Annotated in this window: 14 protein-coding genes and 1 tRNA gene; 3 read left to right on the forward strand and 12 right to left on the reverse strand. The window is 54.7% G+C overall.

Annotated elements, in window-relative coordinates; all coding sequences use genetic code 11:
• Complete coding sequence (locus FGO67_RS15985; protein WP_203301680.1) at nt 1-948, forward strand: alpha-L-glutamate ligase-like protein; 948 nt, start codon at nt 1-3, stop codon at nt 946-948.
• A 92-nt stretch (nt 949-1,040) separates the two neighbouring features.
• Here FGO67_RS15985 and FGO67_RS15990 read toward each other — a convergent pair whose 3' ends face one another.
• Nucleotides 1,041-2,630 carry a BCCT family transporter gene (locus FGO67_RS15990; protein ID WP_203301681.1) on the reverse strand — a complete coding sequence of 530 codons (1,590 nt, stop codon included), beginning with the start codon at nt 2,628-2,630 and terminating at the stop codon, nt 1,041-1,043.
• A 249-nt stretch (nt 2,631-2,879) separates the two neighbouring features.
• Between FGO67_RS15990 and FGO67_RS15995 the strand changes: the two genes are divergently transcribed.
• A complete protein-coding gene (locus FGO67_RS15995; RefSeq protein WP_203301682.1) occupies nt 2,880-4,523 on the forward strand; it encodes an FMN-binding glutamate synthase family protein in 1,644 nt (547 codons plus the stop codon).
• 115 nt (nt 4,524-4,638) lie between these two features.
• Nucleotides 4,639-4,715, forward strand: a tRNA-Pro gene (locus tag FGO67_RS16000).
• A gap of 100 nt (nt 4,716-4,815) precedes the next feature.
• Here the strand turns inward: FGO67_RS16000 and FGO67_RS16005 are convergent.
• The 11 genes from FGO67_RS16005 to FGO67_RS16055 all read right to left on the reverse strand — a co-directional run bounded on the left by FGO67_RS16005 (nt 4,816) and on the right by FGO67_RS16055 (nt 19,740).
• Nucleotides 4,816-8,487, reverse strand: coding sequence for an EAL domain-containing protein (locus FGO67_RS16005; protein WP_203301683.1), 3,672 nt, complete (start codon nt 8,485-8,487; stop codon nt 4,816-4,818).
• An 81-nt stretch (nt 8,488-8,568) separates the two neighbouring features.
• Nucleotides 8,569-9,114, reverse strand: a complete 546-nt coding sequence (locus FGO67_RS16010; protein ID WP_203301684.1) for a biliverdin-producing heme oxygenase — start codon at nt 9,112-9,114, stop codon at nt 8,569-8,571.
• Nucleotides 9,115-9,583: 469 nt separating this feature from the next.
• Nucleotides 9,584-9,949 (reverse strand): MerR family transcriptional regulator, encoded by a 366-nt coding sequence (locus FGO67_RS16015; RefSeq protein WP_138440558.1) that lies wholly within the window; start codon nt 9,947-9,949, stop codon nt 9,584-9,586.
• Entirely contained in the window at nt 9,930-10,232 is a 303-nt protein-coding gene (ihfA, locus tag FGO67_RS16020) for an integration host factor subunit alpha (RefSeq protein ID WP_007151838.1), read from the reverse strand. The genes FGO67_RS16015 and ihfA overlap by 20 nt, the downstream gene beginning before the upstream one ends.
• Nucleotides 10,233-10,237: 5 nt before the next feature.
• On the reverse strand, nt 10,238-12,610 hold the full coding sequence (pheT, locus tag FGO67_RS16025) for a phenylalanine--tRNA ligase subunit beta (RefSeq protein ID WP_203301685.1): 2,373 nt from the start codon (nt 12,608-12,610) through the stop codon (nt 10,238-10,240).
• A 60-nt stretch (nt 12,611-12,670) separates the two neighbouring features.
• Nucleotides 12,671-13,669, reverse strand: a complete 999-nt coding sequence (pheS, locus tag FGO67_RS16030) for a phenylalanine--tRNA ligase subunit alpha (RefSeq protein ID WP_203301686.1) — start codon at nt 13,667-13,669, stop codon at nt 12,671-12,673.
• A 150-nt stretch (nt 13,670-13,819) separates the two neighbouring features.
• The gene (rplT, locus tag FGO67_RS16035) at nt 13,820-14,173 is read right to left on the reverse strand and encodes a 50S ribosomal protein L20 (protein ID WP_008170485.1); all 354 of its coding nucleotides are present in this window, start codon (nt 14,171-14,173) and stop codon (nt 13,820-13,822) included.
• 51 nt (nt 14,174-14,224) lie between these two features.
• A complete protein-coding gene (gene rpmI, locus FGO67_RS16040) occupies nt 14,225-14,416 on the reverse strand; it encodes a 50S ribosomal protein L35 (RefSeq protein ID WP_007151842.1) in 192 nt (63 codons plus the stop codon).
• A gap of 93 nt (nt 14,417-14,509) precedes the next feature.
• Nucleotides 14,510-15,049, reverse strand: a complete 540-nt coding sequence (gene infC, locus FGO67_RS16045) for a translation initiation factor IF-3 (RefSeq protein WP_094191242.1) — start codon at nt 15,047-15,049, stop codon at nt 14,510-14,512.
• A 2-nt stretch (nt 15,050-15,051) separates the two neighbouring features.
• A complete protein-coding gene (thrS, locus tag FGO67_RS16050) occupies nt 15,052-16,977 on the reverse strand; it encodes a threonine--tRNA ligase (RefSeq protein ID WP_203301687.1) in 1,926 nt (641 codons plus the stop codon).
• A gap of 162 nt (nt 16,978-17,139) precedes the next feature.
• Nucleotides 17,140-19,740 carry a TRAP transporter permease gene (locus tag FGO67_RS16055; RefSeq protein WP_203301688.1) on the reverse strand — a complete coding sequence of 867 codons (2,601 nt, stop codon included), beginning with the start codon at nt 19,738-19,740 and terminating at the stop codon, nt 17,140-17,142.
• Nucleotides 19,741-19,850 lie beyond the last annotated feature (110 nt).

A 19,850-nucleotide genomic window follows, 5' to 3' on the forward strand; every position in this document is an offset into this window, starting at 1 on the left:
ATGGATTGGATCTCACCCCGACGTCTGAACCGGCTGGGTATGCTCAATATGAACCGGCGCAATGTTGACTACATTGCCCGCTACAACGAGCGCTCGTCTTATCCACTGGTGGACAACAAACTGAAAACCAAGCTGGCTGTGGCCGAATACGGGGTCACTACGCCCCGGCTGCTGCAGGTTGTCCGACAACAGCACGAAATTTCACATTTTCGCGAAATGGCCGAAGGTCTCGGCGGGTTCGCCATCAAACCCGCAAAGGGATCCGGCGGCAAGGGCATCACGGTGATTACCGGCCGCGATGATGATAATTACATCAAAGCCTCCGGAGCCCGGGTCGCAGCGCCCGACCTTGAGCGCCACCTGACCAACATACTTGCGGGGCTTTACTCCTTGGCAGGAAGCCCGGATGTCGCCATTGTCGAGAACCTGGTGGAGTCTGCGCCGTCTCTGGCCAAGTTTTCCTATCAGGGCGTGCCAGACATCCGCATCGTGGTGTTCCAGGGCTATCCGGTAATGGCCATGCTACGCTTGGCCACCAAAGCTTCAGATGGCAAAGCCAACCTGCACCAGGGCGCCGTGGGTGTAGGCCTGGACATCGGCACCGGACGCAGCCTGAATGCGGTGCAGTTCAACCGCCCCATTACCCTGCACCCGGATACCGGCCTGGCGCTCGAGAACATCAACATTGAAGCTTGGGAAGACATGCTGGAAATGGCTGCGCGCTGCTATGAGGCGACCGGTCTTGGCTATATGGGCGTGGATCTGGTGGTGGATGCCAACGAAGGGCCACTACTACTGGAACTGAATGCCCGCCCGGGCCTGGCTATCCAGATGGCCAATGGCCGTGGCCTTCTGCCCAGACTGCGGACCATCGAGAGTCTTAAACGCCCCCACTTTACCCCCCGCGAGAGGGCGAATTACGCCATGAACGTCTTTGGCGCGCTCTGATCCACACATCATCAGATCAAGCACCCGAATCAAATTTCAGACATAAAAAAACCGGGGCAAAGCCCCGGTTTTTTTTATCTTTACTGGTGCAATTACATTTCGCCTCGGGCGATCAGCAATTTGCGTTCATGAGTCAGGCCTTTCAGAAGCCCCCACGTCATGACCAGTAGAATGGCGGTAAACGGCAGACCGGCGCTAATCGCCGTTGCCTGAATCGCGCCCAGGGCATCCTCACCGCCGCCGAAGATCAGCGCTGCGGCAATTGCACCTTCCATGACCACCCAGAATACACGCTGGGCTGTCGGTGCGTCGGTCTTACCACCAGCGGTGATGCTGTCGATAACCAATGAACCGGAGTCCGAAGAGGTTACGAAGAACACCAGCACCAGAATGATACCGACGAAGGAGATAATGCCCGTCAGCGGCAGGTTCTCGAACATCTGGAACATGGCCAGCGGCACGTCAGTCAGGCCATTGGCTGCCAGCGCACCAATACCGTTCTGAATCTGCTCCAGCGCAGTACCACCAAAGGCACTCATCCACACCACGGTAATCACGGTAGGGATAATCAGAACTGCAGTCACGAACTCACGCACGGTACGGCCACGGGAAACGCGGGCGATGAACATGCCAACAAACGGTGACCAGGAGATCCACCATGCCCAATAGAACACAGTCCAGCCCTGGAACCAGGCTTCGTCTTCACGACCAAACGGGTTACTGAACTGAAGGATGTTGCCGACGTAGCTGGACGAGGTCACCCAGAGGGTTTCGATTACCGTCATGGTCGGGCCGGCGAAAATAATGAAGAACAACAGGATTCCAGCCAGGCTCATGTTGATGTTACTGAGTACTTTGACACCGCCGTCGAGACCGCGCAGTACTGAAATCAGCGCAACCGCAGTCACACCCACGATGATCGCCATCTGCACATTGATGCCGTCAGAAACACCGAACAAATAGCTAAGTCCGGCTGCGGCCTGCTGGGCACCAAAGCCAAGGGAGGTTGCCAGGCCGAAGATGGTGGCTACCACCGCCAGGATATCGATGATGTGGCCAGGCCAGCCCCAAACCTTGTCACGCAGCAGCGGGAAAAAGGCTGAGCGGATGGTCAGTGGCATGTTCTTGTTGAAGGAGAAGAACGCCAGCGACAGCGCGACGATGGCATAGACAGCCCACGGGTGCAGACCCCAGTGGTACATGGTAGCGCCCATGGCCAGGTTGGCCGCTTCTGGCGTGTTCGGCTCAACGTTAAACGGCGTCTCGTACCAGCCAGTGAAGTAAGCTGTTGGCTCAGCGACCGCCCAGAACATCAGGCCAATGCCCATGCCGGCTGCGAACAGCATGGCAAACCAGGACAAAGTCGAAAATTCGGGTTTGGCGTCCATACCGCCCAGGCGAATCTTGCCCACCGGCATGAAGATCAGCGCCAGGCACACCACCACAAACACGTTGGCACTGAGCAAAAAGAACCAGTCAAACGTGGCAATAATGTCCCATTTTGCCCCGTCCAGAAGCGACTTCGCCTCTGCCGGAAAAATCAGGGTACCTACCACGAAAAGCACGACCAGTATTGCCGTAATCGGAAATACCGGCGCATGAAGATCCAGGCCGAAAGGATTTATATTATCCTGACCCGCGACGTAATCCGTCTGATATTCGTCTTTAACTACCTCGCCCACGTTTGGCGCCTCCTGAAGTGGAAAGTCTTTTTGGGAATCGGTATTCAAACGTTACAAGCGCGTCATGGTAATGTTTTGAGCTCAAAACATCAAAAATGCAGCGAATTGCTGCATCCTCCTTCATCATAGACCAAGAATGCGCCGTGAATAGCTCTCTGCCTGGCGGTCGGCTACAGAATTCATAGCGTATCGAAATAATCTGGCACTACGCCGAGTCCTTGCGACTGAATGGACCCAACTGAGGTATACATGGAGAAAACAACCACGTTTCCGGTACGTTACACCGTCTACGCGCTGAGCATCGCCGGCTTTTTTGTGTCTATGGCGTTGTCGCTTCTCGTTGAGGCCAGCTACCTTTTCCCGATCGCGTTCGGAGCCTTGTCGGTGCTCGGCACCTACGATCTCCTTCAGAAGAAACACACGGTCAGCCGCAACTACCCGATTCTCGCCAATATCCGCTATCTGCTGGAATCCATCGGTCCCGAGATCCGGCAGTACTTTATCCAGTCCGACACCGAAGAACGCCCGTTTTCCAGGGAGCAGCGCACCATCGTCTATCAGCGCGCCAAGAACGTATTGGACAAGCGCCCGTTCGGATCGCAGCTGAGTATGTACGAGGAAGGCTATGAATGGATGAACCATTCCCTTAATCCCTCCAAAATCAGTGGTAGCGACTTCCGGATCCTGATTGGCAAAGACTGCGCAAAGCCCTACAGCGCAAGCGTGTTCAACATCTCGGCCATGAGTTTCGGGTCGCTCTCCGCGAACGCAATCCTCAGCCTGAACACGGGCGCCAAGATGGGCGGCTTCTACCACGATACCGGCGAGGGATCGATTTCACGCTATCACCGCCAACCCGGCGGCGATCTGGTGTGGGAAATCGGGTCCGGCTACTTTGGCTGCCGCAATAAGGATGGCTCGTTCAATGCCGACATGTTTCGGGAGAATGCCACCCTTGACCAGGTAAGAATGATAGAGATCAAACTATCTCAGGGTGCCAAACCCGGCCACGGCGGCATTCTTCCGGGTGCCAAGGTTACGCCTGAGATTGCCGAAGCCCGAGGCGTGGGGGTGGGCGAAGATTGCGTGTCTCCTGCCAGCCATTCCGCCTTTTCCACTCCCGTGGAGCTGCTCGAATTCATTGATCAGCTGCGTGAGCTATCGGGCGGAAAGCCGGTAGGGTTCAAACTGGCAATCGGTCACCCCTGGGAGTGGTTCGCCATCGTTAAGGCGATGCTGGAGACCAACCGCAAACCCGACTTCATTGTGGTCGATGGTGGTGAAGGCGGCACCGGTGCTGCGCCGCTAGAGTTCATCAACCGGCTGGGCATGCCCATGACCGAGGCCCTGCTACTGGTCCACAACACCCTGGTAGGCACCAACCTTCGCGAGGACATCGCCATTGGTGCCGCCGGCAAAATCACCTCAGCCTTTAATATTGCCCGCCCCCTGGCTCTGGGCGCCGATTGGTGCAACTCAGCCCGCGGCTACATGTTTTCGCTCGGCTGCATCCAGGCGCTGAGCTGCCACACCGGTCGGTGCCCGAGTGGCGTGGCCACCCAAGACCCCCGTCGTGGCAACAAGCTCGATGTCGAACTCAAGAGCGAGCGGGTCTTCAACTTCCATAAAACTACGCTAGATGCACTTCAAAACCTGCTAGAAGCCTCGGGGCTGCGCCATCCTTCAGAGCTTGGCCCAGAGCATATTGTACGCCGGGTCTCCAAGACCGAAGTGCATTCCTATCTGGATCTGTTCCAGTTCCTGGAACCCGGTGCGCTACTCGAGGGTGAGACTGGGCTAACGGTGTTCGATAAATACTGGCCGAACGCCACCTCCGCGAGCTTCGATCCGCCGGAATTTATCCTGAAACTCAGAGAGACCAAACTCCGGTAAATAACCGGGAATAAAATGGCCCAAAGCCTGTTTATTTTTGCTGAAGGCTGGTGTAGACTTCGCTCCCGCTAAGCCACTGAGATAACTCTCAAGTTTCTCAAAGGCACTAGCAATTCGGGGCGTAGCGCAGCTTGGTAGCGCACCTGCATGGGGTGCAGGGGGTCGTAGGTTCAAATCCTACCGTCCCGACCAGATTCAAAGACACTGATCCCGGCATCGTAAGATCCGGGATCAGTTCGTTATAGAGTCCAACATCTCTTAGTAAACGCAACGCTCGGAAAGATCGAGCCGGTTAGGAAGGTTTTTGCTGAGCCTGGCTTTTCAGCATGTCTTCCAGATCATCCGAGCTTAAGGGCCTGGCGAAAAAGAAGCCCTGCCCAAAATCCGCCCCTGAGCGCTTCAGTAGAGTTGCCTGCTCTTCTGTTTCGACTCCCTCGGCAATGACTTGTATTCCCAACTTTTTCGCCATCACAATGATGGCCTCAACCATCGGTAATTCACCAGAGTGTGCATCCATTGCACGAATAAAGCTTTGGTCAATTTTCAGGTAGTCAATGTCAAAACGCTGCAGATAGGCCATGGCGGAATAGCCAGTCCCGAAATCATCGAGCGCGACTTCAACCCCCTTCTCCTGCAACCCCCCCAGAACCAGGGCTGCTTTCTCAACATCGTCCATCACGCTGCTCTCAGTGATTTCAACAATGACCGACGAAGCAGGCAAACCGATCGCCTGAAGGTATTCCACCCACTGTAACTGGTCCTTTATTTCCTGCCTGAACTGAACCGGTGATTTATTGACCGATATCTTGAACTCCGTGTCATAGGCGTTTCGAAGATGCTGGGTGTAATTCGCCACGCGATGGAACACCCAATCGCCAATTTCGATGATCTGTCCCGTTTCTTCGGCCACTGGAATGAAATCGGCCGGGCTGATTAGTCCTTTTTTCGGGTGATGCCAGCGGAGCAGCGCTTCTGCCTTAACGACCCTGCCAGATTTCATGTCAATGATCGGTTGGTAATGCACGGCCAACTCGTCATTTTCGATCGCTTTGCGAAGGTCTGTAGCCAGTTCAGCGCGGCGTGCCATGGCTTCCTGCATCTGGGCAGTGAAGAACATGAACTGGTTCCTTCCCCTACTTTTAGCCGCGTACATAGCCTGGTCAGCGAACGCAATCAGTTGCTCCGCATCCTCAGAATCAGTTGGGAACACCGAGATCCCAATACTGAAGGATGAATACACAACGTGCTTATCAAGCCTGATGGGGGCGCTCATATTTTCCAGGATCTGGGCCGCGACGTGGGATACATCTGCAAAGTCACTCAAATCTTCCAGAATGATGATGAACTCGTCGCCCCCAAGCCGGGCGAACGTATCCGAATCGCGAAGGGACTTCTTGATCCGTTCTACTACCCGGATCAGCAGTTTATCGCCAAGGGGATGACCATACAGGTCATTGACCTCTTTGAAATTATCAAGGTCGAGCAGCAAAAGCGCGCCCAACGCCCCTGTTCGGCTGCTTTTCTTCAGGGCCTGAGCGAGCCGATCATTGAACATGCGTCGATTTGGAATCCCTGTGAGCAGGTCATAGTTGGCCTGCAACCAGATCGCATCGCTTGCTTTTTTCCGGACCAGATCCAGAGCCACATGGATCTGGATCAACTTGAGCTTTTCACTGATGTGTTTTTTCGCCTGGACCGGCTGGGCCGACAAGAGCAGAATCACACCGTCCCGGAACCCATGCTCGTCATTCAGCCAAATACCTGCAACCTCCTTGAAGTTACCGAGATCAACATACCCGAGGTCCTGCTCTACCGCTAGAAACTCAAAGTTCGAGCAGAAGAAGGCCTCGGAGGATTCCCCTCCCCAGACATTGTCCGGCATTTCAAAGGAAAAATTGGCCCGCAAGCGCCCGTTAAGAAGAAACACAACGGTCGTAAAACAAGGTCGCCGATATGTTTCGCAGGTTGCAATCAGCATCGCGGGCAAACCAGTCAGTTCCAGAACGTGATTTCCGAGGTCAGGCAGGAAGCCCTTCTGATCCAGATTCCAGTTGCGCTCAGCAATGAAACGAAGGGTCTCGTCAGCAGATCGGCGTAGCGTAATATCCCGTTGAACGGAGATAAAATGACCGACCTCGCCTCGTTTGTCGAAAATAGGTGAGATATCAAGCTCGCTCCAATAGAGCTCTTTGTTTTTCTTGGCATTCAGTATTTCAACCCGTATCGGTTGCGCCTGATTTATCGCGTTGCGAATGCACGCCAAGGTGTGCCGATCTGTTTTCCCACACTGCAGCATTCTGGGATTTTGGCCGAGAGCCTCCTTCTTCGAGTACCCGGTCTGCATTTCAAAAGCTTTGTTCACGAAAACTATGCGGGGGCCGGGACTGTCGATGATGTTATCGGTGATGATGATCGAATCATTAATACTTTCAACGCATTTGCTGAGCAGCTGAAGCTCCCTCTCTGCCCTTGCTTTCAGCTCTATTTCAATGACGCCCAGATAAGCCCGTACAACATCTTTATCCTCTGACTCCCACTGCCTGGAGGTACCACTGACTTTTGCCTTCCAGGCGCTGAAAGAGGAACGCGGCGTTAATCCTGTTTTGTTTTGCTCGACCATTTTGTCCGGATTGCCCGCCCAATTGACGGTTCGTACGACCTCTTTCCGGAAGAAAATGAAATAAGAATCCTTGTTGGCCCCCTGTACTCTCATGAGAGCCACACCGGCAGACAACGGATGGCCGCTGGACGCCTCCTCCAACAGACTCGGCAACTTGTCCGTAACAAACATTTCGCCAATCGTAACAACTCCAAGCTTCGTGAGTTTTCTTAAGATGCGCTTCACCTCAGACTCTGTAGGTACAAGGCCGCACCAGGAATACTCACCATCGAGATAGCATGCCGCACCACTACAGCCAGAGATCTTCAATAACTGCTCGCTCTGGTCACCAGCGAAAAGGTCTGACAGACCGCCCTCTGCCTGGCGAACTCTGCCCATTAGCTGATCTGCGATTTGCAGGACCTGCGCTCGACGTTTTTCGGTATCTCGCAGGCGCGCAACTTCAATAGCATTACCAAAATAAATCACTAACCAGCGAAAAAGCTCCATTCGGGAGTAATCGTAAGAGGTCGGATCGGAATTATGGCAAGCCACTAAGCCCCACAGCTCCGTATCGCTGAGTAACGAACCCACAAGCGTTGAACGCACACCCATATTTTTCATGTATTGGATGTGCATCGGTGAGATTGACCGCAGAAGGCTCTGAGACATATCCACCGGCCCATGCCTCCAGTCCGACAGCTCACATCCCGTGTACTCGACATCGGCAATATAGCGAACCAGGTTCTCCTTGTAGAGTGCTCGCGCCTGTGCAGGAATATCAGAGGCCGGGTAATGCAACCCCAAAAAGGCCTCCTGTTCTGGCTCTCTTGCTTCGGCACAGACAACGCCGTTGTACTCTGCGTCAAAGCGATACACCATAACTCGATCAAAGCCGGTCAACTCTTTGATGAAACGCACGACGTAATCGAGCTGCGCTTCTTTGTCAGGTAAATCGAGAAGTCGCTGAACCTCGTCCCGCAACCTGAAAAAGCCTTCCTGAAAGCTCATATCGGCCGACGTCGGCACCAGCTCTAGCACATCAAATTCGCCGCTTCTGTAAAAACAGGCTCCAAATGACTGATGCATTACCATCAATTGGACAAAAAGCGCCTGTTTTCCACCAAGCGTTTTGAGTTGGTTAATGAAGCTGTCGATGGTCAGGGCTGCATCAAGAGGAAAGATGTCGGATAGCCGAATCCCCGGAGCCAATGGACTCAGAGGGTTCAGCATCTCGTCCGAATTGAGACTGTAACGTGCGAGACGGCGATCAGAGTCAAACACGAGCAGCGATCCGAATGGCTGGATTGACTCAGGTATTCGGATGGGTTCTTCAGCGCAACTCGAAAGGTCAATCCCGGACATAGAAGCCACCGATGCTCAGTGTTCACTGGATGCTGAAATAAACCTACTACCTTTGGACTCCGAAAAAACCGTGAACTCGATTCAATGTGACACGAAGCAAGTTAGGCCCAACTTTCTCAGCCATTTTCCGAAAAATCGTTCAAAAAAATGAGATAAATCATCGAAGGCTCTATTCGCGCCGAGCGCCACCTTCGCGTCCTGATGGGAAAGAACAGCTGATGCTTCCAAATCGGCCAGAAACCTCTTCCAGAGACAGGCGCGCTCAGCCGGCCAACCGCTGAAAAAGCGGCCAGCGCAACGGATGTTTTTACTCTCCTTCCTGGCCAATACTCTATGAATGACCTGCCCTCCGAGGCTCGACCCCATGACGACATAGAGTACAGCCACCCCCTGCGGATAAGAGGGAGGCTCAGGGAACCGACCATAATCCGGCAGCCGGTGATTTCCCGAAATACTGACAACGTCCTCCCGGAGAGCATCCAACCGGCAGCTCTGATTGGTGTATTGGCAAAACTTCTCGCTGCCTTCCAGGGCCGACCAGAGGTAGGTATTCAATTCACGAAATCCGACTTGAAACCTCAGCAAAACGTCGAGGTAATCTATTTCACTGAGGTTGGGATCAAGCAAACTGTTGATCTGAGGTTGCCCCTCGAGCTTTTCATGGGCTGGCGCGCAAGCGCGTCTGAGCCCGATTCTGAAACTCTTATCCTTCAGGTCATGCCTCATCTACGTTTGCCACCCTGGCACCCAACCTTTAGCGACCAATGACTCAAACATACCTTGCTGTCTATTGGGTTTAGCACAGAAGCTGACATTTTGCCGGTGAGAACGGTTACGGCGATAGCCGGCACGCGGGTTCAGTTCTTCCCTCTGCAATCCAACGCTGCCCAAGTTGACGCCACTCGCGATGGCCGCCTGCACGCTGCGGGGAATGGAAATCTAATGGTGTATCCGTCGCTCAGGGATCTACCCGGTCTTTATGACGCATTCGATCTAAACAGGCCCAATCCGCAGACATCAGGAAAGCCCATTAGCCAGGCATAAAAAAAACCGAGGTGGTCTACTAAACCAGCTCGGTTTTAATGAGATAACGCCTCTATTTGACGGGCGTGTTCAGCACATCCAGAACGTCTTCCAGTTCAGTGATCATCTGTCTGATCAGCTGCTTGTACTGAGAGGTGTCATCTTTGACTTCGTGGCTGCTCAGCTTCTGCTTGGCACCACCGATGGTGTACCCCTGATCGTAGAGCAGGCTGCGGATTTGACGAATGGTGATAACGTCAGCCCGCTGGTAATACCGGCGATTACCCCGGCGCTTGACCGGCGACAGCTGGGGAAATTCCTGCTCCCAATAACGCAAGACGTGCGCCTTCACAGCACAGAGGTCAGCGACCTCGCCAATGGTAAAGTATCGCTTCCCCGGAATTGTGGGGAGTTCATTGTTATGACTGGGTTCCAGCATACGCTTCTACTTTTTGCTTAAGTTTTTGCCCCGGGCGAAACGTAACGACCCGCCGTGCGCTGATGGGGATTTCTTCACCGGTCTTGGGGTTCCGGCCGGGACGCTGTTTCTTGTCCCGCAGATCGAAGTTCCCGAATCCTGACAGCTTTACCTGCTCGTTGTGGCTGAGGGCGCCTCTGATCTCATCGAAAAAAGCTTCCACCATTTCCTTGGCTTCACGCTTGTTCAGGCCCAACTCCTCATACAACCGCTCAGCCATTTCCGCTTTCGTCAAAGCCGCCATGTCTCTCAACTCCTCAGTGTTGCCCCCAGCTCTTCTTTCAAGGCGTCAATCACACCATTGAAGAGCGAGTGAACTTCATCTTCATTCAGCGTACGTTCCGGATGTTGCCAGAACAGACTCAGAGCCAGGCTACGGTTCCCCTCGCCCAGACTCTCGCCCTCATAAACATCAAAGGCTCGTAACGCTGTCAGTTGCTCACCGGCATGTTTTTTGGCTACACGCTCGACATCGGCAAACGCGACGTCACTTCCGATAATCATAGCCAAATCCCGGCGAACTTCCGGAAATTTCGAAATTTCTTTGAAATTAGGCACATAACCGGTAACGATAGAATCCAAGAATAGCTCAAACACCAGGATCGTGCCATTAAGTTCAAGATTTTTCTGCACTTGTGGGTGCAATGTGCCTAGCCAGCCGACATGTTCGCCATCCCGGAGCAGCTCCGCGGTCTGGCCCGGGTGCAGGGCCGGATGCTGGCTGCCGACAAACTGGATGTCGATACCAAGTAAACGGAACAGGCTTTCCAGATCTCCTTTTACATCAAAGAAATCCGCGGTTCTGCGACCGTTTGCCCAGTTTTCGGGGTATTGCGAACCCACCACAACACCGGCCAGCATCTGCTGCTGATCAATCCGCTCTCCCACCTGCTCGAACCGCAGGCCAGTTTCAAACAGACGAATGCGGGGCTGCTGACGGTTCTGGTTGTAGGCAGCGGTCTTGAGCAGCCCACTCCAGAGACTGGTGCGCATCACCGAGAGGTCTGCAGAGATGGGGTTGGCCAGGGCGATACCCTCCCGCTCCGGATCGATCAGCTGCTGCACCTTGGGATCCACAAAGCTGTAGGTGATCGCCTCCTGGTAGCCGTTGTCCACAAAGAAGCTCTGAATCGCCGAGATCGGCCGGGTGGCTTCGTCTTCCTGGCGCAAACCCAGAGAACCAACAGGCTCGGTAACCGGGAGGTTGTTGTAGCCGTAAATCCGACCAACTTCCTCGATCAGGTCTTCCTCGATGGCAATGTCCGGGCGGAAACTCGGCACGCTCACACGCCAGCCGTCTTTTAGCAACTTATCGATGTGCAAGCCAAGACGGGTCAGAATTTCCTCGACCGTGGTGCGATCAATGTCCAGCCCAAGCACGTCGTAGAGACGCGTAGCGCGCAGATCCACCGAGTGATCTTTCGGAAGATCGTCCTTGCTGACCACTTCAACGATTTCGCCGGGTTCACCACCAACGATTTCCAGCAGCAATTGCGTTGCGCGCTCCATGGCCTCGCGCGCCAGCTTGTAATCCACGCCACGCTCAAAGCGGTGCGAAGCGTCGGTATGCAAGCCATAACCCCGAGCCTTACCGGCCAGGGTAATGGGATCAAAATAGGCCGACTCGAGAATCAGATCGCCGGTCTGGGCACTGACACCGCTGTGCTCTCCACCCATCACGCCAGCAATAGCTACCGGCTTCTCGTGGTCGGCAATAATCAGGGTTTGCTCGGTTAACTCGACTTCCTGGCCATCCAGTAGCACCAGCTTCTCACCGGGCTTGGCCATCCGAACAACGATACCGCCCTGGATTTCAGTGCGGTCGAAGGCGTGCATCGGCTGACCCAGCTCGAGCATGACGTAGTTGGTTACGTCCACGGCGGCATCGATGGAACGGATGCCAGAGCGGCGCAGCTTTTCCTGCATCCACAACGGCGACTGTGAGCGCAAATTTACATTGCGCAGGATACGCCCCAGGTAACGCGGGCAACCGGCAGTCGCCTCGATACGAATATCCGGCACTTCCGAATGCACCGCTTCAACCGGGTGAATCTCCGGCCCTTCAACCACCAGGCTGTTGAGCACGCCCACTTCCCGGGCAATACCCTTGATGGACAGGCAGTCGCTGCGATTGGGTGTCAGATCCACATCGATAGTGACGTCATTGAGCTTCAGGTAATCGGCAACATCCTGACCTACCGGAGCATCCGCAGGTAGCTCCATCAGGCCGTCGTGGCTCTCGGACAGCCCCAGCTCCGACTCCGAACACAGCATGCCCTCGGAGGGCTGGCCACGCAGCTTCGCCTTCTTGATCTTGAAATCGCCGGGCAGGACCGCACCAACAACCGCAAACGGCACTTTCAACCCATCGCGAACATTGGGCGCACCACACACTACCTGAACCGTCTGGGTGCCATCGCTTACCTGGCAAACCCGAAGCTTGTCGGCGTCCGGGTGCAGCGTTACCGATTGCACTTCACCGACCACAACACCGCTGAACTGACCGGCAACCGGTTCAAAGCCGTCCACTTCCAGACCGGCCATGGTGATCTGATCCATCAATTCCTGGGTTCCGATTGCCGGATTTACCCACTCGCGCAGCCACTGTTCACTGAATTTCATGGTTAATGCCTTGTCCTGATGCGGTTTCGCCTGTTGATTTGAATGCCGTAAATCGCCGGATTAACGGAACTGGCGCAGGAAGCGCAAATCGTTCTCGAAGAACATGCGCAGGTCATTCACGCCGTAGCGCAGCATGGCCAGGCGCTCAACGCCAAGACCAAACGCAAAGCCACGGTACTCCTCGGCGTCGATACCGCAGTGCTCGAATACTTTCGGGTGCACCATGCCGCAACCCATGACTTCCAGCCACTTGATGCTGCCGTCAGCCTCCCTGCCCCACTCGATATCCACCTCAGCGGAGGGCTCGGTAAACGGGAAATAGGACGGACGAAAACGCACTTCAAGATCGCGCTCGAAGAATACCCGCAGGAATTCCTCAACGGTGCTCTTCAAATCGGCAAAGCTGACATCCCTCTCAACCAGCAAGCCCTCCACCTGATGGAACATGGGGGTGTGAGTCATATCGGAATCACAGCGATAGACGCGGCCCGGGCAGATCATCCGGAATGGCGGCTTACCCGCTTCCATGGTACGGATCTGAACGGGTGACGTGTGGGTACGCAGCAGAGTGCCGGGATTGAAATAGAAGGTGTCGTGCATGGCACGGGCCGGATGGTGGCCGGGAATATTGAGAGCCTCGAAGTTGTGGTAGTCGTCTTCGATCTCAGGGCCCTGCTCAACAGTGTAGCCCGCCCTCGAAAAAAACTGCTCGATGCGCTGCAGAGTGCGGGTTACCGGATGCAGTCCGCCCAGATCCTGACCTCGGCCTGGCAGGGTGACGTCAATGGATTCGCTGGCCAGTTTGGCCTCAATGGCCGCGCGTTCCAGGTCGGTGCGACGGGCATTGATAGCTTGTTCCACCTGCCCCTTGGCTTCGTTGATCTTCTGGCCTGCAGCGGGACGCTCTTCGGCGGAAAGCTTCCCCAGTGTCTTTGCCTGCTGGGTAATCACGCCTTTTTTACCTAGGTACTCAACGCGAATTTGATCAAGCGACTGCAAGCTGTCGGCTTTGTCCACCGCAGCCAATCCGTCCTGAACCAATTGCTCCAGGTTTTCCATTGACCCTGCTCCAAACCAGAAATGGGAGTACAAATAACGAATTCTATAAACAAAAATAGGGGAAGAGCGTGCCCTTCCCCTATCAGAAGACGTCTCCATGATGACATGAGACGTCCGTATCGATGATCAATCGATGAAGAGCTTAAGCGATCACAGAGATGCTTTGGCTTTCTCGACAACAGCGGCAAACGCCTGCTGCTCGTTCATGGCCAGATCGGCCAGAACCTTACGATCGATTTCGACGTTAGCCTTTTTCAGACCAGCGATCAGACGGCTGTAAGACAGACCGTTAGCGCGGGCGCCAGCGTTGATACGAGCAATCCACAGAGCGCGGAAAGCACGCTTACGGTTACGACGGTCACGGTATGCGTACTGACCGGCTTTGATAACCGCTTGCTTGGCTACACGGAATACACGGCTACGAGCACCGTAGTAACCTTTGGCCTGATTGAGAATCTTTTTGTGACGACGGCGTGCGACCACACCACGTTTTACACGAGCCATACTTTAATCCTTCTACCTTAATAAACCTTGTCAGGAATGATTAGCGAGCTATTAGCACGCTGTCATACGCTTGATGGACGCCACATCGGATTTAGCGATCAGCTTGGTACCGCGGAGCTGACGCTTACGCTTGGGGCTCTTCTTGGTCAAGATATGACTGGTGAAGGACTGCTTGTGCTTGAAGCCAGTGGCGGTTTTCTTGAACCGTTTCGTGGCTCCGCTTTTGGTTTTCATCTTAGGCATTTTTAAAACTCCGCATTCTATTTTTAAGAACATCAAATGTGGCCCTGAACGACAAATCCCCCGCGTGCGCGGGGGATCATCACCCGAACAGGATCACTTCTTTTTTCGGGGCGCCACAATCATGGTCATCTGCCGGCCTTCCATTTTCGGCCGCATCTCAACCGTTGCCAGCTCCTCAATATCCGTTTCAATGCGGCCCATGAGTTTCATACCAATTTCTTGGTGTGCCATCTCACGTCCACGGAAGCGAATAGTGATTTTGCCGCGGTCCCCGTTTTCAAGGAAACGTACCAGGTTGCGTAGTTTGACCTGATAATCCCCTTCTTCAGTTCCTGGTCGGAACTTAAGCTCTTTAACCTGCGTCTGCTTCTGCTTTTTCTTGGCAGCCGCCTTGGCCTTCTTCTCATCGAAGATTTTCTTGCCGTAGTCCATTATCTTACAGACGATCGGATCGGAATCCGTAACCTGGACCAGGTCAAGAGACGCCTCTTCAGCTTGCTTGATGGCGTCCTCAATTGGTACTACACCGACCTGATTGCCTTCGGCATCGATGAGTCGGACTTCGGTTGCGTCAATATTCTCATTGATCGGCGCCTTTGGTGTACGCCCACCCCGATTCGCTCGCTGTTTAATAATTAGATCTCCGTCTTTGTGTTGCCCTTGCGCTCAACTTCTTTCTGCAAAAGTTGTTCGAACGCTTCGAGCGATAGTGTTCCCAAATCTTCACCTTTGCGGGTTCTCACCGCAACGGCGTTGTTCTCGACTTCTTTATCGCCGACAACGACAAGGTAGGGAACCTTGTTAAGAGTATGCTCGCGGATTTTAAAGCCGATCTTCTCGTTTCTCAAGTCAGCATTAACCCTATACCCCAAAGAATCCAACTTTTTCGCCAGATTCTGGCAATAATCACGCTGATTATCGGTAATATTCAGTACGGCCACCTGGGTTGGTGCCAGCCAGGTCGGAAACGCGCCTTCGTACTCTTCGATCAGAATACCGATGAAGCGTTCGAACGAACCCAGCACGGCCCGGTGCAGCATAACCGGTGTTTTCCGCTCTGAATTATCCGCGACAAACTGGGCGCCCAATCGGCCCGGCATCGAGAAGTCGACCTGAATGGTGCCACACTGCCACACCCGTCCGATACAGTCCTTAAGGGAAAATTCGATCTTCGGGCCATAGAAAGCACCCTCGCCCGGCAGCAGTTCCCAGTCAACGCCTTCACGGTTCAACGCCTCTTCCAGCGCGGCCTCTGACTTGTCCCAGACCTCGTCCGACCCTACCCGCTTCTCGGGGCGAGTGGACAGCTTGTAGAGGATCTGATCGAAGCCGAAGTCCTGATAGACCTCGTGCAGAAGATCAATGAAGCGAGACACTTCTTCCTGAATCGCATCTTCTTCGCAGAAGATATGCGCATCATCCTGGGTAAAGCCACGCACCCGCATCAGGCCGTGCAGCGCACCAGACGCCTCGTTACGGTGGCAGGAGCCAAACTCGGCCAGCCGCAGCGGCAGGTCCTTGTAGCTCTTCAGGCCCTGGTTGAACACCTGGATGTGGCACGGGCAGTTCATCGGCTTGATAGCGTAATCGTGCTTTTCCGACTCGGTGGTGAACATGTCATCGTGGAACTTGTCCCAGTGACCGGACTTTTCCCACAACGCACGGGAGACCACCTGCGGTGTCTTGATCTCTTTGTAACCATGGAAATGCAGCTTGTCGCGCATGTACTGCTCGATTTCCTGGTACAACGACCAGCCATCCGGATGCCAGAACACCATGCCCGGCGCCTCTTCCTGCATGTGGAACAGGTTCAGCTTCTTGCCGATCTTCCGGTGATCCCGCTTCTCTGCCTCTTCCAGGCGGTGCAGATAGGCCTTCAGATCCTTCTTGTTGCCCCACGCGGTGCCGTAGACCCGCTGCAATTGCTCGTTGCTGGTGTCGCCGCGCCAGTAGGCACCGGCCACCTTGGTAAGCTTAAAGGCCTTCAGCTTGCCGGTGCTGGGCACATGCGGGCCACGGCACAAATCGATGAAATCGCCTTGGCGGTAGAATGACAGGTCTTCGCTACCTGGAATGTCTTCAATGATGCGAACCTTATACTCTTCGCCCATCTCATCGAACAGTTTCACTGCTTCGTCGCGGGACAGCACGGACCGGGACACCGAAATATCCTGCTTGGACAGCTCTTCCATGCGCTTTTCGATGCGCGCCAGATCTTCGTTAGTGAACGGGCGATCGAATTTGAAATCGTAGTAAAAGCCGTTGTCGATCACAGGCCCAATGGTTACCTGGGCATCGGGGAACAGCTCTTTTACGGCCATAGCCAGAAGATGGGCGGTGGAATGACGGATAATATCGACGCCGTCTTCGTCGCGATCGGTGATGATCGCCAGCTCGGTATCGTCTTCAATGCGGTAACTGGTATCCACCAGCTGGCCATTCACACGGCCAGCCAGTGCGGCCTTGGCCAGACCTGCGCCAATATCGGCGGCAACGTCATGAACGGTTACGGGTTCTGCAAAACTGCGATGGCTGCCATCCGGCAAAGTTACGACGGGCATGAAAAACTCCAGTTGGTTGCTCAGCGGTGATCTATACCAGAGATCACATGATGACGGCGTTCCACGATACAAACCGCGGGCCGATTCGACCGGGAGTCTACCAGAAAAAAACCCGGCAGGTTAATGCCGGGTTTTTGCTAAGGGAACGAGGGAGTGGAGGCGTCAGGCTACCTGCGCACTCTCCTCCTCCCGGGCTTTTCGCCGAAGCTGACCAAAAGCCAGCAAGGCAAGCAGGATCAGAGCCGGGATAAACATCAACTCCTTCGGCGGGCGGTCAATCTCCACCTGGACCTTATCAATGGTCCAGCCAAAGCTGATGCCAGCCTGTTCGGCAACACTTCCGAAGTTAACGAAATCCACTACCATCTGACCACCTTGCGGCGACACCTCGAGACCCGACTTAGCCAGGCGCTGGCTCGGGGTATCTGCCGCTGGCAGCGGCAACTGCAGGTACTTGGACACTTCGTTGCCGTCCAGGGACATGCCCGACGCCTGGACAATGATAGGCTCATCAGCAGGCACCTTATCCACGTATTCAAGCACCTCTGCGCCAGGACGGTCCTCCGTCGGAGGATAGATACGATCCCACCAAAATCCTGGACGGAAGAGTGTGAAGGTGATCAGCAGCAGCAATACCGTCTCCCACCACCGGGTCTTGGTAAACCAGTAGCCCTGGGTGGCAGCCGAGAACACCAGCATCGCCGTCACCGCACTGAAGATGGTAATCAGCAGATCCACCCAACCGGTCAGACCAATCAACAGCAACTGCGTGTTGAAAATGAACATGAACGGCAATATTGCGGTTCGGATATCGTAGGTGAAACCCTGCACACCCGTTCGTATGGGATCGGCACCGGATATTGCCGCGGCCGCGTAGGCCGCCAACCCCACCGGCGGCGTGTCGTCCGCCAGAATGCCAAAATAAAACACGAACAGGTGCACGGCAATCAACGGCACCAACAGTCCATTCTCAGCCCCCAGGGTGACGATCACCGGGGCCATCAGGGTAGACACCACGATGTAATTGGCGGTGGTCGGCAATCCCATACCCAGTATCAGACTAATGATGGCGGTGAAGATCAGCATCAGCAACAGGTTGCCCCCGGAGATGAACTCGACAAACTGAGTCATCACAAGGCCAATCCCGGTCAGAGTCACAGTACCCACCACAATACCCGCAGTGGCGGTGGCCACGCCGATTCCCACCATATTCCGGGCACCGGTCACCAGGGAGTGCGTAAGATCCACGACACCCTCTTTCAGGCTCGTCAGGTAATTACCCTTGTTATGGAAAAAGGCTTTCAGCGGGCCCTGAGTAACCACGATAAAGATCATGAACACTGTCGCCCAGAAGGCAGACAACTGCGGTGAAAAACGCTCAACGGTCAGACACCACACCAACACCACCACCGGCAGCAGGAAATAGAGCCCGGTTTTAACCGTGGGCCCAACCGGCGGCAACTCGTCCATTGCCTTGTCGCTATCATCCACAGCAAGATCCGGGAACCGACAGGCATACCCCACCAGGCCCACGTAGGCGAGTAACAGCAGCGGCCCCAGAACCCACATGGCGGCGTCACCCAACAAGGTCTTGGTCCAGCCGATGCCATAATAGACCGCCAGCGTGAGAACGCTTAGTCCTAGTAGAATCACGACCCAGTTCAACATGCGCTGTGCCAGGGTCGGCCGGTCCAGACGCTCAATACCCTTCATGTTCAGCTTGCAGGCTTCCAGATGAACGATATAGATCAGAGCTACATAGGAGATCATTGCCGGCAAAATCGCGTGCTTGATGACCTCAAGATAAGAAATACCAACGTACTCGACCATCAGGAACGCCGCCGCCCCCATGATGGGCGGTGTCAGCTGGCCATTAGTGGAGGCTGCAACTTCCACTGCGCCTGCCTTGGTGGCAGGAAAACCAACACGCTTCATCAGCGGAATGGTAAAGGTACCGGTGGTCACCACGTTTGCGATTGACGATCCGGAAATGATGCCACTCAGACCACTGGACACAACGGCCGCTTTGGCTGGTCCGCCCCGCATGTGACCCAGCAGAGCATAGGCGACCTGGATAAAATAATTACCAGCGCCGGCACGCTCAAGCAAAGCGCCAAAGAGCACAAACAGGAAGACAAAACTGGTAGACACGCCCAAGGCAACACCAAACACGCCTTCGGTGCCCAGCCACTGATGTGATGACAGTTTGCTGAGGCTCGCGCCTTTGTGAGAGATCACATCGGGCATGTAGGGCCCGGCGAGCGAATAAATAATAAACACGCCGGCAACGATGGTCAGCGGCAGCCCCAGTGAACGGCGCGTAGCCTCCAGAAGGAGCACAAGACCACCCAGCGCAACCACCATATCCTGGGTATTGGGCGCGCCCGGGCGTTGCGACAGTTGGTCATAAAATATGTAGAGATACGATGCGGCAAACGCCGCCGCCAACGCAAGAATCCAGTCATACACGGGCACATGGTTGGCATGCTTTCCTCGAATCATCGGGAAAGCTGCAAACGCGAGAAACGCCGCAAACGCTAGGTGTATGGATCTCGATTCCGTGGAATTGAAGACGCCCATCTCGAAGATGTAAGGAAGCGGTGACGCTATCCAAAGCTGAAAAAGGGACCAGAGCAGTGGAACAACAAACAGAATAACGGCAGCAGGGCCTGTCGTCGCTCTTCCACCGGATTCGGTTTGTAGAAACTCTTCGACTTTCTGCTTGTCGATGTCGTTCCCAGCTCTCGGGTCGCTATTGGTCATAGCTGAATCCTGTCAGAGGAAAACGGAGGGTCATTGGTAGCCGCGGGCACAGTGTGCCCGCGGCCGGGAAAGGCTTCGGTCAGATCAGTCGATCAGGCCCGCTTCCTTGT

Origin of the sequence: Marinobacter sediminum, from assembly GCF_016820575.1 — a bacterium.
Classification (GTDB): Bacteria; Pseudomonadota; Gammaproteobacteria; order Pseudomonadales; family Oleiphilaceae; genus Marinobacter; species Marinobacter sediminum.

Coding starts and splice junctions, on each gene's coding strand:
- FGO67_RS15985 (WP_203301680.1), top strand. CDS start 1: ATGGATTGGATCTCACCCCGACGTCTGAACCGGCTGGGTATGCTCAAT.
- FGO67_RS15995 (WP_203301682.1), top strand. CDS start 2,880: ATGGAGAAAACAACCACGTTTCCGGTACGTTACACCGTCTACGCGCTG.
- FGO67_RS16005 (WP_203301683.1), bottom strand. CDS start 8,487: ATGTCCGGGATTGACCTTTCGAGTTGCGCTGAAGAACCCATCCGAATA.
- FGO67_RS16015 (WP_138440558.1), bottom strand. CDS start 9,949: ATGCTGGAACCCAGTCATAACAATGAACTCCCCACAATTCCGGGGAAG.
- ihfA (WP_007151838.1), bottom strand. CDS start 10,232: ATGGCGGCTTTGACGAAAGCGGAAATGGCTGAGCGGTTGTATGAGGAG.
- pheT (WP_203301685.1), bottom strand. CDS start 12,610: ATGAAATTCAGTGAACAGTGGCTGCGCGAGTGGGTAAATCCGGCAATC.
- pheS (WP_203301686.1), bottom strand. CDS start 13,669: ATGGAAAACCTGGAGCAATTGGTTCAGGACGGATTGGCTGCGGTGGAC.
- rplT (WP_008170485.1), bottom strand. CDS start 14,173: ATGGCTCGTGTAAAACGTGGTGTGGTCGCACGCCGTCGTCACAAAAAG.
- rpmI (WP_007151842.1), bottom strand. CDS start 14,416: ATGCCTAAGATGAAAACCAAAAGCGGAGCCACGAAACGGTTCAAGAAA.
- thrS (WP_203301687.1), bottom strand. CDS start 16,977: ATGCCCGTCGTAACTTTGCCGGATGGCAGCCATCGCAGTTTTGCAGAA.
- FGO67_RS16055 (WP_203301688.1), bottom strand. CDS start 19,740: ATGACCAATAGCGACCCGAGAGCTGGGAACGACATCGACAAGCAGAAA.